Source organism: Lysinibacillus sp. 38-6 (genome assembly GCF_046245175.1).
Lineage (GTDB): Bacteria > Bacillota > Bacilli > Bacillales_A > Planococcaceae > Lysinibacillus.
In genome coordinates this window covers 1322401-1335727 of sequence record NZ_CP176417.1, presented here as the reverse complement: position 1 = coordinate 1335727, position 13327 = coordinate 1322401, and the positions used below count along the sequence as shown (strand labels likewise).

Sequence of the window (13327 nt, the reverse complement as noted above, 5' to 3'; positions counted from 1 at the left end):
GCAGGATACATTTGTGAAATATTACGAAAAAATAGAGCAATTTCGTGAAGAAGCATCTGTCAAAACCTATTTATATCGCATTGCTATCAATCATTGTCATAATTATGTAGCAAGTTGGCGCTATAAAAAACTGCAAGTAATTGATTATTGGCATAAATTATCAGGCAATGAAGAGGATCCTGTTCATCATATGATTGCAAATGAGGCTGATCAACTGTTGGTTGCAGCGATTGAGAAGCTCCCAACAAAATATAAGGATGTCATTTTATTATTCCATTTTGCAGAATTATCGTTAAATGAAGTTGCTGAAACGTTAAAGCTCAAACAAAATACAGTCAAAACAAGGTTAAGAAGGGCACGTCAACATATTGGTGTGACATTACAGGAGGAGGGGTTTGACTATGGATCCAATTCGTAACGCCATCAATACTGTCTATAATGTGGGGAAATTTTCGCAAGACAATCAAGACAAAACGTTGCAAAAGATTCATCAACAAAAAAAACGCCCCTTAATGCCTGTTTTCTTAACGATATGTGTAACGGGCTGCTTGTTCATCGGACTTAATATGCTGTTATTTACGAAGGAATACCAATCACCGGAAACGCCAACTATCACTGGTGCTGAACACTATCCTGAAAAATCCGGTAAAATAAATGACTATTCCATTTTACTGAACGATCCCTGGATGATGGCGGGGCTAGTAACGATTGCACTTTTATGTTGTTTTGGGTTATATGCGCTCCGCAACAAGTCGCTATGGTGGCTTTTACTAAGTGCCATCATTATTTTTGCCATTGTTGGCAATATGTCTGAACGTATTGGCTACCGCTATTATGCAACAAATGAGGCGGATATTGTTGATGTCATAAAATCAGATGTATGGCCAATAGGAAATACCGATAATTTACGATTAGTGGATACGATAACTATCGACCAATATCGTTTAAGTTATTTTGATACATCAACTATGCAAGGCATTGCTTTTTTTAAGCATGATGGAAAAGGCTATAAATTGATCCATAGTTTATTAAGCCCTGGTGCTGCAATGCGAACGATCGTGTTACCGGAAATTCACTATATGATGGTGCCACTTCTTGAAGGTCATATGATTGAGAAAATAATTGTAGACATGAACACCGAACAGAGAGAAGTCGCTGTGGATCCAAAACGTGGTGCGCAGCTCGTTGCAGTTCCTTACGACTCGAATGTCCAGCTATCAACCGCTACCATTCAAGCTATCCGTCAAGACGGCATGGTAGAAGTTTTATATCAACCTTCAGAAATGTTCGTTTTACCAGATGTTGACTAATAGTATGAACCCTTTAATTGTTCACAGTGAATGTGGCAAAATGGAGGGTTCATTTTTGTGTTTTTACCGCATATAGATGGATGGTAATGAACTGATATCTAACTACGTCTTAGGTCTTAGTTAAAGTTCAAGCTAAGGGTCGTTTTTTAATTAGCAATATTTAGTTAAAGTGGATGTAATGAGAAAATATATGGCGGGAGGAAATAAAAGTGAAGAAATATTTAGGCTTTGTTTTTATAATGGGTGCTTCATTGCTCGTATTAACTGGTTGTTTTTCTTTTATGCCAGAGAAAGAACAAGAAGACACATTTTCAGTTAAAAAGGATGATGCCAAGAGATTAGACGTAGAAATAAATCTTGGTGTAGGTGAAATGACGGTGACAAAAGGTGCAAAGGGGTGGCTGGAAGGAAACGCCCAGTATAATATCAAAAAATTAGCACCGGATGTACGCTATAAACAACGAGGGCAAACGGGTCATTTGGACATTGAACATAGGGGCTCAACAAAAGTTAGAATGGGGAAAATTAAAAACGTATGGGATATCGAACTGAATGAAGAAATACCAATGGACTTATCGGTCGAAACAGGTGCTTCGAAAGCGACGCTAAATCTTCAAGGATTACAGCTTGAAAACTTAGAAATTGAAACAGGTGTAGGCGAACTTTACGTTGATTTAGGTGGTGATTGGAAAAAAAGTTTCGAAACGAACATTGAAACAGGTGTTGGTCAAACGACGGTCATTTTACCATCAAAAGTCGGTGTGAAAATAACAACGGAAAAAGGCATTGGCTCGATGAATCTAGAGGGCTTTATTGCACAAGGTAAAGGTGTATATGTCAATGATGCCTATGAGCAGTCGGATGTTGTACTAGAAGTAAACGCTGAAATGGGAGTAGGCGACATTACATTTAAATTAGATTAATAAGACAAGAACCTTCACCGTAAATAGAAGCGTCAAATACAGGCAATTGTATTTGACGCTTATTTTGTGTTAGCTTAAAGGAAGCAACAGTGATTGAAGGAGCGAGCGAATTGAAAACTTTTACATATAAGCAACCCGCAACGATTGAATCCACACAAGTAGTCGAAATCGTTAATGAAGAGGAGGTAGTGACGTCTACCGTCCAACGTATTTATTCCAATGGATTGAAAAAGGCATTCGACCGAACGATGGATTATCGCTATTTTGTCCAATTTGATGTTTGTACGGTGGAAGGTCAACGTCTTTTTACGTGTAAAAAAGTATCGCGACGGGGGCGGGTTTATTTTAAAGGCAAAGACTTTGTAACTGGCAAAGATTATATGATTGCCTATGATGGCTGGCAAATCATGATTCCAGATTTAATGATTACAGATGGTCAACAAAAAATAATGCTCAATAAAGAGATGGAAGATTGGTCCGTCTTTACATGTAATGAACAACCTATTGCGCGCTGGCAAGCCGTATTCCGAGAAACTTATTTTGACATTACCTTGCAAATTGAAGCAACGAGCCCGATTCAGCACGAAGCATTTTTTATTGCAATCGGACAAGCGGTGTTATTTGTTGGAGCATAAAATTCAGAATTGTTTGCGTGCCTGTCACTCCATTGTAGGCACATCGTCTGCTGCGTCTATCGTATTATGCTGCCATTGCAGGTGTCTACACGATTTTTACGTGGTTAATATTCGTTTGAAAATTCATAATTGTTTGCGTGCCTGGCACCACAAAGTGGCACCACAAAGGACGTAAACACTGGAAGGAGTGTGCTATATGAAAAAAAAGCCGATTTACGTTGAAATTGATTTGCAAGCTTCAATGGAAGATGCTTGGCACTATACTCAAAATCCGAAGCTACATGAGCAGTGGGATTTACGTTTTACATCGATTACATATAGCGAGAAAAAAATGGCGGACGAACCGCAACGCTTTACATATGAAACGAAAGTAATGCCTGGTTTGACAGTGAGTGGATGGGGAGAAAGCAAAGGGGAGCATTTGAAAAAAGACGGTGCAAAAATTTCTTCTTTACACTTTGGGACGCCTCAGAAAATATCACCCATTGCAGAGGGCAAAGGATATTGGAAGTATATCCCGCACGAGCAAGGATTAACTTTTTTAACACAATATGATTATGATGTACGCTATGGCAAACTTGGAACACTAGTTGATGTGGTCTTTCGTCCATTAATGGGGTGGGCAACTGCTCTTAGCTTTGATGTATTAAAAAGATGGCTGGAGAAGGGAGAAAATCCATTTAGCCAATATCGCCGCTTTTTTTTAACAATGCTCATTAGTGGGTTGTTTTGCTTTATTTGGTTGTACCATGGTCTAGTGCCAAAGGTGTTAGTGCAGCACCCTGTTGAAGTGATGATGGTCAAGGACGCACTAGTAAATTTGAGCAGTGTAACACCAACGAAAAATGCCGCCAATTTAAGTAATGCAACGAATCTCGTCTATTGGATTGGTATCGCAGAGATGATTTTCGCCCTCTGTTGGTTATTTCCTAGAGGGAAGCGGCTGCTCTTTGGCTTACAAATACTGTTGTTTCCAATTTTAACACTGTGCGCGGTTCTCGCACATTCAACTATAGCCATAGCCCCATTTAATCCTGTGACCTTCAATGGTGCATTATGGATTTTGTCCATTATTGGTTTTCAACTGAGTAAAGATTTACCTAGTGCGAAAAGTTGTAAACGAAAGCGAGGTGTAAAAGTATGACCATCTATCAAACATTATTAGGTGACGATTTTAACAAACTTCATCCTAAATTACAGCAACGATATGCGCTGCCAGTAGATCAAGCATTTTACGCTACAGGAGTTATGCAGCAAATAGCATCAGGTGCAAAATGGATGCGCCCTTTTTATATAGTGGCAGCAAAATTTAAGTTCTTATTCCCCGAATCAGGTCACAATATCCCATTTACGATTCGCAACACATGCCGCCACTTACCAAATGGTGAATTGGAAGTTCTGTGGGAGAGAACGTTTTACTTTAGAAAAAAGCAAAGGCATTTTAATGCAAGGATGACGGTAGATCCAGTTAACAACATCGTAAAAGATTATTTAGGCTCTCCAGCTCTTTTCTATTCCGATTTATTGTTTTCTGTGACACGACAGGGGAAATTAATGATTCGTTCGGGGGCACAACGCTTTGTCATGTCAAGCGTTCAATGGCCAATCCCTAAAATACTGGAAGGACGTGTTATTGTCGAGGAAGGCTATGATGAAAATAAAGATGTTTTTACTATTCATGTGTATATTCATAATCCACTTTTCGGGAGGTTAATGATGTATGCTGGCGAATTTACACAAAAATCTTTTTAGCCCCATCTTATTAATAGGTTGGCTCCTTACAGTTATCTGCTATTTCTTTAGTAAGCAACCGGATTATTTAATTTTACTCACATTTGCACAGCTTGTGTTAGTTCCTGCGATGGTAAAAATGGTCGTATTATTCAATAAAGCCGGTCATACGATTATGCTCATGATGATGTTTGCTGTCACACTATTACATTGGTTTGTAGATAGTAAATTAGCCATTTATTTAGCAATCGTGTACGTACTTTATACAGGGTTTATTGCACTACAGGGCGTTATTCGATTTTTACATCGCGGCTTTACGCATATCAGTGAATTAGCGATTGATATTGGATTAGTTTATTTATTTATAGGAGGACTTTGGTTCTTCGCTTATATTGCAGAAATTGACACTGGATTTTCACCGCTGATTACGTGGTTAACCGCCATTCATTTTCATTATTCGGCCTGTCTTTTAGCTATTTCCATTGGCTTGTTTGGGCGTTTACATAATAGTAAATGGTACAAAGCTGTCGTTACCCTATTACTAGCTGGACCGCTGTTAGTTGCACTTGGCATTACATTCTCGACTATTATTGAAATACTATCAGTGGTATTTTATATCTTTGCGATTTATTGTTTGTTTATGCTGTCATGGAAGACCAAATTTCCGAAAAAGCAAGGGTTGCTGTTGCGGATTTCCTATGGCGCGTTATGTATAACGATTTTATGGTCCTTACTTTATGCTTTTGGTAATTTAACTGGCATCATCCTTGTTACGATTCCAAATATGCTTGCGTTCCATGGCTTGATGAATTGCTTGTTGTTTGGATTGGTCGGTGTAGTCGCATGGGGAATCGAAGTACCTCCTTCTAGCCATCAACCGTTTACATTTCCGGTCAGTCAGATAAGAGGGAAGCTACAGACAATAGGTGAGCCACATACAGGTTTAGTTGATGCACTTCAAGATTTTGTCGATACCCAAAAGCTTCCACCCGTCATCCCGCATTTTTATGAGCATACAAATGAATATCGTTTGAATGCATCTGTCCAATGGCAATTATGGTTTAAACCATTTGCATTACTCTACCAAGGTATAAGTCGTCCGATGCAGCAACTTAATTTACCATTTTCGAAAAAATGGGTTAGCATGGATGGAGTGATTGTCAAAGTAGATGAACAACTGGATGGTCGGCATACTCCGCGTGCATGGATTCGTAAAATTGCTGGTCAAACGACATTTGTGGCTATTTATTCTCAACATACAACAGCGCAAACAACCTATATGAATATTGCTTTACCACTTCCTTTTTCCACAATGATAGGTATTTTACATGTGTACGAAAAAGATGGAGAATTACATATAACGAGTTCACAAACAGGAGATGCAGGCATTTATTTAGCGTTGAGACACTTTGTATGGAGATTACCATTAAACGAGCATTTTATTATAACCGCTAAAAATAGCACGACTTTAACAGCAGTACATACGATGCGTATTTTTGGGTTGCCCTTTTTACGGATTGATTATGAAATAGAGCGAAAATAAATCGGAAACGTATATGAATTAAACGATTACTGATGTAGATGCTAGTGAGAAATTGTAACTGCCTTTTCATAAATATTTCAAACTTCCCTCACAACTACTATTTATACTTCATAATAGGAGGTGGAAGATTTGAAAAAAATAATACTCTTGCTATTGATGCTTGGCTTGTTGATCAGTCCTGCAGTAGCTTATGCACATCCAATGGATAAAAGTATGCTTTATTCAGATATTTCAGCTACTGCTCCGAATTTACAGGAAATAATGGTTCTTCATAGTATTGGGTTGCTTGGCTATAATGGCGTAGATATGAAGTTGAACCGAACAGAAAATTTATCACGAAAAGATTTTGCTGCATGGGTTGGTGGCTATTTAGGTCTAGAGGGGTCGACAGTAGAGGAACTTGCACTCGCCGCAAAAAATCATCACTATATCTCTTCTCTAGAAGGAGATATAACTTATAAAGAAATAAACGCGGCGTTATTCCAACAGAAGTTGGATTTGGACATGCCAGAGGCAACGCTCACAAAAGATGACTATATTATGTTTTTAACGGAAAATTTAGATGTAGCTATAAACGGCAGCACTTTACTTCAAATGGGCGGTTTTTCGTATGGGCCAACTGGGAAAATTGAAGATGTTGTCACGGGTGATGAATTAGCGATTAGACTTGATGGAAAAACATATAGACTTTCTGGTCATGTTCGTCTATTTGTCGATTCAACAGACCCGAACAGCTGGATTGGACAAAACTTAGAAAAATCGATTGTTACGATGAATGATAATCATAGTCATGATCATGGAACAAATGATGCCCATGGGCATGATGAAGAGGCGACTGATGATCACGGTCACGGCACAGACGACCATCATGGACATGAAGAACAGCAGTCTGATACACCAACGCTCCAATATATTCAAATAGCATCACCAACACAGCAAGTTACAGAACCATCCCAACAACAAGAAACAAAAAATACAGCGAAAGAAAGCGAATCAGCTGATACATCAGGAGCAAGTTCTAGCACAATATGGATTGTCGCAGTCATTGTACTAGTAGCAGTAGTCATCGCAGTTCTCTTCTTCAAACGTAAAAAATAAAAAGTACAGTAACCAGTAATAGGCAATGGACTTGCTATATTACTGGTTTGTTTTTTGACATGAACTGAACAAAATTGTATTTAAGCAATCGAATTTCATACTTCCATCACAATTAAAAGCTATACTATGGAATGGAAGGTGGAGTAAAAATGAGAAAATATATACTAATGATCGTAATGTGTGCACTAATGATGGCGCCAGTAGCAGCTTATGCGCATACGATGGATAAAAGTATGGTTTATTCGGATGTTCCCGCAACTGCAACCAATATTAAAGAAATCATGATTCTTCAAAGTACTGGACTGATTGGTTATAATGGCGTGGACATGGCATTGAACCCTTCAGAGAACTTATCGCGAAAAGACTTTGCAGCATGGACTGGCGCATTTTTTGGTCTTGAAGGGGCAACGGTGGAAGAGCTTGCGCAAGCAGCAAAAACCGAAGAATACGTTTCTTCGCTAGATGGAGATATTACGTATAAAGAAATAAATACGGCATTATTGCATAATAAATATGACTTTGAAAATCCTGATGCAACGTTAACGAAGGAAGCGTATATTGACTTCCTAACAGCTAACTTAGATACGGATATGGGCGGTCACACTTTACTCCAAATGGGTGGTTTTTCATATGGCCCAACTGGAACAATCGAAGATGTTGTAACAGGTGATGCGATGGGCATTGTCATTGAAGGTAAAACCTATATGCTATCAGGGCATCCACGTATTTTTGCCGATTCAACAGACCCGAAAAGTTGGATTGGACAACAATTAGAAAAATCTATTTTGACGACTAATGGTGGTCACCATGATGGACATGAAGAACAGCCATCCACTACACCGACATTACAATACATTCAAATTGCTTCGGCTACACAAACAACTACTGAAGAAACACCACATAAGTATGAAGGTGCAGCAACACCGCGAGATGAACAGCAAAACAATGAAGGAACTGACACTTCCTCAAGCGCCAGCACCTTATGGATTGTTGCAGTAATTGCACTTGTCGCGGCTGTAATTGCCATTTTCTTCATGAAACGAAAAAAATAATGATAACAAAAAACTAGCAATAGCCGATTTAATCGCTCTATTGCTGGTTTTTTTATTGCAATTTAATACCATGAATCATTTTTAAGAAACACTCCATTGCACATTCAGTACCCAGAAAATTGTAAATAATTTAGTCGAAATTGAATAATAGGAAGTTCACTAGGTATATAAATAGGATGAATGGCAAATGAAGGCCATTCGTTTAAGACAGGAGGTATGGGGTTGGCAACGCTCATTGTAAAAAAAAGCATAATGCATCGTTATCAAAGCATTAACCAGGCGTTACAAGATGCTGAAGTTGGAGATTCAATTGAGATTAGGGATGGCGTCTACGAAGAAAGTATCGAGATTTCAAAAAAATTGACGCTTTATGGTAAGGGGGATGTCACCATTAATGGTGCTGTATTTATCCGTTTCCAAACACATGTGGAAATGCGAAATCTCCGTTTTAGCAAAGGGCAGGGCATTTACAGTAAAGGGGATTTACAGCTTGAAAATTGCATAATCGAGCAGCAAATGGTCAATACGCAAGTAACCGTTAAATTTGGCACGTTAATGATGAAGAATGTTGATATCATTGCTGGTCCTATTAATCAATTTGGCATCCGCATTGATAATGGTTCGAGTGTGATGATGATGGAGTCTACAATCCAACATCATACGAAAGCACAAATCATTATTCAAAATAGCGACATTTCATTATCAAAATGTATGTTGTTAGAAGGCGGCATGAATGGCATCTTTGCGATACGGAATGTGAAAATGACGATAGAGGATTGTGAATTTTATGGGCACGAAAAGGCGCAAATTGTGGCAGCATCAAGCACTATTTCACTTGTAAATACAGTTATTCACGAAGGCCAAGATTTGGGCATTCAAATATTTAATGGTGCTAAACTAACGATGGATCAATGTGACATAAAACATCATGTAGGAACAAATATTGTTGTCCATGAAAGCGAGCTAATCGCGACAGATAGTACTATTGCTTCTAGTCAAATGAATGGATTGTATTTAGGAGAAAAATCAAAGGCTGTCATCTATGATTGTCGGTTCCTTGAACATATGAAACCACAGTTGTTTATTGAAAACAGTAAAGCTGAAATTCGAAAATGTCATATCACGAAGGGTGCTACATCAGGTGTTACCATTTTCAATGAAGCCGATGTCAATATGACGGAATGTCATATTCAACACCATAGCCAATTTCATATGATTGTCGATGCAAGTGGTCTTGTCCTTGATCAGTGCAGTTTACAATTTGGAGAAGCAGGTGGAATTTATGGCAATGACCATGCAAAGATTACCGTAAAAAACTCGCACATACAGCATGTAAAGAGCCACCAAATTTATATTACGAATGCACGTTTTTTTGCAAATAATTGTACGTTTAATCATATTGTCGGAAATAGTATTTCGTGTATTGATGCAATCGTAGAAGTAAAAGATAGCAGTTTTTCATATTGTCCGCAAAGCCCTTATTCGATTTTTTGGAGTGATAAATCAATGGGGCGTATTGAAAATTGTGAGGTTGGAGAAACGGAGAGAACCTTTTTGGCAATGACCAACCAATCGCTACTTGAAATCAATAATAATCGTTTTACGGATGTTAAAACAGTAGCCGTTGTGCAAGCGCAAAGTCAGTTATATATAAGAGGGTTAGTAAACGTAGGAAAGTGCCAACAAGATGATACTTCAAGAATTATCCAGATAGATTCACAACGGACATCAAAAGAAAAAGTACAGCAAATGGTTGATACCATCCGTACACGTGCTGATGAAAGAAACAGAAAATAAGTAGTTTCAATTTATTGAAATTACTTTTTTCTTCTCAATGAACTATAGCATGGATGGGCGACATTACTGAAAAGAAGAGAAAGTGAATGCAAGAAAAAATACTTGAAGGTTACAAGTATTTCATGCAAAATATTGACAAAGAATACGAGTATTCGACATACAATGCATTACATTTTATCGATAGTAAAAATTGTTATTATGTTAAAAAACCTTGTAAACCTATAAGGAATTATTGTTAAAATATTTGTAATATTATATACAATATAATAATAGCAGCTTAAATGGCAGAAAATATTGTTAGAAAATTTAGTTTTTAGATTGCTTATTCTGTAGGTTATATCCTATAATTAGTAAAAATGGTGCATTAATAATAATGCATGTCTTCAGTATTAGAACTTATGATAATGTTTTTGAAATAATGAAATATTTTTGGAATTGAAATGGGGTGAGAAAAGATGTTTGGGCTTTCGAAAGAAGAAATTATGATGATGCTAAGTAAGGTTGAATTAGCAGACAGCCAAAAAAGTGCAATAGCTGATATTTTTCATCAAAATAATCTGCGAATTGAACAACAGCTAGCATTTATTATCCATCTAGTATTAGATGAGCGCGAACGAAATACTTCAAACAATACATACTTAAATTAATTATCAGTCAGTTTTGTCGAAGGACTAAAAAATTTGTCCTGGCTTATTGTATAGCATAAATAATCAATATCATGGAGACCAAAACTAAGGTTTGCATCAAAAATATAGTTAGTTGGAAGAAATCACAGTGTTAAGAATAATAACGCTGTGATTTTTTTGTTACTTCTATCAGAACCTATTAATATACACCTTTATTTGGAAAATATATGAAACTTTAAAAATATATGAACGTATAAAATACAAAGAAGGGGGGATGAAGGCGTGACTATATTACAAAAACTAATTGAACAGGCAAAACAACCAAGTGGATTGATTGGTTCCGTTATGTTGCGTATTATGAATGTAGCTCATCGTGGAATGACGAATTGGTTAATGCATAGTGGACTCATGAAAGATGGTGATATTGTTTTAGATATTGGATGTGGCGGCGGAAGAACCGTTCAAGCTTTATCTAATATCAACCATCGTGGGAAGATTCATGGAATTGATATTTCTGAACAAGCGGTTAACGATACGATTAAAGTAAATCGCTATGCTGTAGCCAATGGTAAAGTCATTGTATCGCAAGCAAGTGTGGCGACTATTCCATATCCTGACGCTTTTTTTGATTTGATAACGGCATGCCAAACCCATTATTTTTGGGCTGATTTAGCAAGTGATGTACAAGAAGTATATAGAGTTTTAAAGCATGGTGGTCAATTTGTTATAATGTCAGAGATTTATAAAATCAATTATCATCGAAAGGATTATCAAACGAATGGACAATTGAAGCAGCTATTAAAAAATATAGGTTTTCAATCCATTACTATACAAGAGCATGCAAGAAAAGGCTGGATTTCTGTCATAGCGACTAAATAATAATTAACGGAGGTTGTATAAATGAAACGATGTGAGTGGGTAAAGCTAAATGAACCATTATATGTAGCATATCATGACCAAGAATGGGGAGTGCCAAATTATGATGATCAGCATCTCTTTGAAATGCTGTGTTTAGAAGGAGCACAAGCAGGACTTAGTTGGTGGACGATTTTGCAAAAAAGAGAAGGCTACCGTAATGCTTTTGACCAATTTAATGCGACTAAAATTGTATCATATACGGAGGACAAGCTTGCAGCATTGAAAGAGGATCAGCGTATTGTCCGCAATAAACTTAAAATAGCGAGTGTGGTAACGAATGCACAAGCATTTTTACGAATGCAACAACAGCATGGCTCCTTTTCAAATTACATATGGTCATTTGTAGATCATCAGCCAATTATAAATAACTGGGTAACGATAGCGGAAGTACCTGCCACAACAGAGCTTAGTGATCGCATGAGTAAACAGTTAAAAAAAGATGGCTTTAAATTTGTGGGCAGTACGATTTGTTATTCCTTTATGCAAGCTGTAGGAATGGTGAATGATCATATTGTAGATTGTAGTTGCCGTCAAGTGCAGTAGGTAAATACCAACAATAAAGCCTTATTGCATAAGCAATGAAACGGTATATAAAAGTTCTTCTAGACAATTGGTATGATTTCGTATATAATGAAATTAATAAAAAGATTTCTTGATTTAAAATATTGAATTCACCTATTACAAAAAGTAATCGTGTTGTTCGGTACTTTTTATAATAGGTGAATTTTTTTTTGAAGAAATTGTTTATTAATTTATTTTTTTGGAGGTTTCTTATTATGAAACAAGGTACAGTAAAATGGTTTAACGCAGAAAAAGGTTTTGGATTCATCGAAGTTGAAGGTGAAGCAGACGTATTCGCTCACTTCTCAGCGATTCAAGGTGAAGGTTTCAAATCACTTGACGAAGGTCAAAAAGTTGAATTTGAAGTGGAAGACGGTAACCGCGGACCACAAGCTAAAAACATCGTTAAACTTTAATTTAACATTTGTTTGAGCAAAAAAGAAGCATTCTTTTGGAATGCTTCTTTTTTTTGTTTCAAAACTGTTATTTTTCTTGCCATGTCCATAACAAGAGCCTGTAGAGCAAGTAAACACCCATGTAAGCACCTGTAATTAAAAACAAGGAATTTAAAAAAATGGCATGAATCGTTGTCATAAAGACGGCATCATCGACAATAATTTGATAGATAGATGTGGAAGCGATACCTCCAAAAAGTATGGTTGCCAATACTGCAAGAACGTTAAAAGCTGTGCGTGCGATCATGCTTTTACTTTGCAGCAATAGCATGACTAGAGGGACCATTATGCTCAAAACAATTAATAACAATTTCACTTTCCCCACGTCCTTTTCCTCATTATCCCCACGACTGTAAAGACATAAACATAGACAAGATAAGTAACGACTTTCCAGTAAGTAAAATTCATTTATAGAAATATTTGTAAAAACGTAAAACGCAGGTGTAAAATATGTAGAATGGGGTATAAAAAAGATGTGACAGAAATTTTTTGCAGACAATGCATGGAAAAATAATAACAGACTTTTATATGAAAACGCATGATGGTCTTGACCTTTTAAACATATGATGTTTTATCGGCTTACGATTGTCATTTAAAGTAAAGCGTCAAATAAACTGACTTAAAATAGGGGGAATAAAAATAAAAATTAATCGTTATGTATACACGACAAGAACATAC

15 protein-coding genes are annotated in these 13327 nt (G+C 37.0%); 14 read left to right on the top strand and 1 reads right to left on the bottom strand.

All coding sequences use genetic code 11. The features are described from left to right. Window positions 1–13 precede the first annotated feature (13 nt). The 14 genes from ACKVEV_RS06955 (at window position 14) to ACKVEV_RS06890 (ending at window position 12610) form a co-directional block, all read left to right on the top strand. Window positions 14–418 carry a sigma-70 family RNA polymerase sigma factor gene (locus tag ACKVEV_RS06955; protein WP_409369674.1) on the top strand — a complete coding sequence of 135 codons (405 nt, stop codon included), beginning with the start codon at window positions 14–16 and terminating at the stop codon, window positions 416–418. After that, window positions 402–1310 carry a hypothetical protein gene (locus ACKVEV_RS06950; RefSeq protein WP_409369673.1) on the top strand — a complete coding sequence of 303 codons (909 nt, stop codon included), beginning with the start codon at window positions 402–404 and terminating at the stop codon, window positions 1308–1310. Before ACKVEV_RS06955 ends, ACKVEV_RS06950 begins: the two co-directional genes overlap by 17 nt. A gap of 209 nt (window positions 1311–1519) precedes the next feature. Then, window positions 1520–2233 (top strand): toast rack family protein, encoded by a 714-nt coding sequence (locus tag ACKVEV_RS06945; protein ID WP_409369672.1) that lies wholly within the window; start codon window positions 1520–1522, stop codon window positions 2231–2233. Between the two features lie 110 nt (window positions 2234–2343). Beyond that, window positions 2344–2868, top strand: coding sequence for a hypothetical protein (locus tag ACKVEV_RS06940; RefSeq protein ID WP_409369671.1), 525 nt, complete (start codon window positions 2344–2346; stop codon window positions 2866–2868). Between the two features lie 196 nt (window positions 2869–3064). Further along, complete coding sequence (locus ACKVEV_RS06935; protein WP_409369670.1) at window positions 3065–4012, top strand: DoxX-like family protein; 948 nt, start codon at window positions 3065–3067, stop codon at window positions 4010–4012. Next, window positions 4009–4620, top strand: a complete 612-nt coding sequence (locus tag ACKVEV_RS06930; RefSeq protein WP_409369669.1) for a DUF4166 domain-containing protein — start codon at window positions 4009–4011, stop codon at window positions 4618–4620. Before ACKVEV_RS06935 ends, ACKVEV_RS06930 begins: the two co-directional genes overlap by 4 nt. Continuing rightward, on the top strand, window positions 4589–6142 hold the full coding sequence (locus ACKVEV_RS06925; RefSeq protein WP_409369668.1) for a YndJ family protein: 1554 nt from the start codon (window positions 4589–4591) through the stop codon (window positions 6140–6142). Before ACKVEV_RS06930 ends, ACKVEV_RS06925 begins: the two co-directional genes overlap by 32 nt. A gap of 129 nt (window positions 6143–6271) precedes the next feature. Further along, window positions 6272–7240, top strand: a complete 969-nt coding sequence (locus ACKVEV_RS06920; RefSeq protein ID WP_409369667.1) for a hypothetical protein — start codon at window positions 6272–6274, stop codon at window positions 7238–7240. 149 nt (window positions 7241–7389) lie between these two features. Beyond that, entirely contained in the window at window positions 7390–8292 is a 903-nt protein-coding gene (locus tag ACKVEV_RS06915; protein WP_409369666.1) for a hypothetical protein, read from the top strand. 222 nt (window positions 8293–8514) lie between these two features. Then, window positions 8515–10089 (top strand): right-handed parallel beta-helix repeat-containing protein, encoded by a 1575-nt coding sequence (locus ACKVEV_RS06910; protein WP_409369665.1) that lies wholly within the window; start codon window positions 8515–8517, stop codon window positions 10087–10089. 455 nt (window positions 10090–10544) lie between these two features. Further along, entirely contained in the window at window positions 10545–10736 is a 192-nt protein-coding gene (locus ACKVEV_RS06905) for a hypothetical protein (protein ID WP_409369664.1), read from the top strand. A 261-nt stretch (window positions 10737–10997) separates the two neighbouring features. Beyond that, on the top strand, window positions 10998–11594 hold the full coding sequence (locus ACKVEV_RS06900) for a class I SAM-dependent methyltransferase (RefSeq protein ID WP_409369663.1): 597 nt from the start codon (window positions 10998–11000) through the stop codon (window positions 11592–11594). Window positions 11595–11615: 21 nt separating this feature from the next. Continuing rightward, complete coding sequence (locus ACKVEV_RS06895) at window positions 11616–12176, top strand: DNA-3-methyladenine glycosylase I (RefSeq protein WP_409369662.1); 561 nt, start codon at window positions 11616–11618, stop codon at window positions 12174–12176. 233 nt (window positions 12177–12409) lie between these two features. After that, window positions 12410–12610 carry a cold-shock protein gene (locus ACKVEV_RS06890; protein ID WP_024360941.1) on the top strand — a complete coding sequence of 67 codons (201 nt, stop codon included), beginning with the start codon at window positions 12410–12412 and terminating at the stop codon, window positions 12608–12610. A 67-nt stretch (window positions 12611–12677) separates the two neighbouring features. Here the strand turns inward: ACKVEV_RS06890 and ACKVEV_RS06885 are convergent, their stop codons facing one another. Then, window positions 12678–12974, bottom strand: coding sequence for a transposase (locus tag ACKVEV_RS06885; protein WP_409369661.1), 297 nt, complete (start codon window positions 12972–12974; stop codon window positions 12678–12680). Between the last annotated feature and the right edge of the window lie 353 nt (window positions 12975–13327).

Coding starts and splice junctions, on each gene's coding strand:
- ACKVEV_RS06905 (WP_409369664.1), top strand. CDS start 10,545: ATGTTTGGGCTTTCGAAAGAAGAAATTATGATGATGCTAAGTAAGGTT.
- ACKVEV_RS06895 (WP_409369662.1), top strand. CDS start 11,616: ATGAAACGATGTGAGTGGGTAAAGCTAAATGAACCATTATATGTAGCA.
- ACKVEV_RS06925 (WP_409369668.1), top strand. CDS start 4,589: ATGCTGGCGAATTTACACAAAAATCTTTTTAGCCCCATCTTATTAATA.
- ACKVEV_RS06935 (WP_409369670.1), top strand. CDS start 3,065: ATGAAAAAAAAGCCGATTTACGTTGAAATTGATTTGCAAGCTTCAATG.
- ACKVEV_RS06950 (WP_409369673.1), top strand. CDS start 402: ATGGATCCAATTCGTAACGCCATCAATACTGTCTATAATGTGGGGAAA.
- ACKVEV_RS06915 (WP_409369666.1), top strand. CDS start 7,390: ATGAGAAAATATATACTAATGATCGTAATGTGTGCACTAATGATGGCG.
- ACKVEV_RS06890 (WP_024360941.1), top strand. CDS start 12,410: ATGAAACAAGGTACAGTAAAATGGTTTAACGCAGAAAAAGGTTTTGGA.
- ACKVEV_RS06930 (WP_409369669.1), top strand. CDS start 4,009: ATGACCATCTATCAAACATTATTAGGTGACGATTTTAACAAACTTCAT.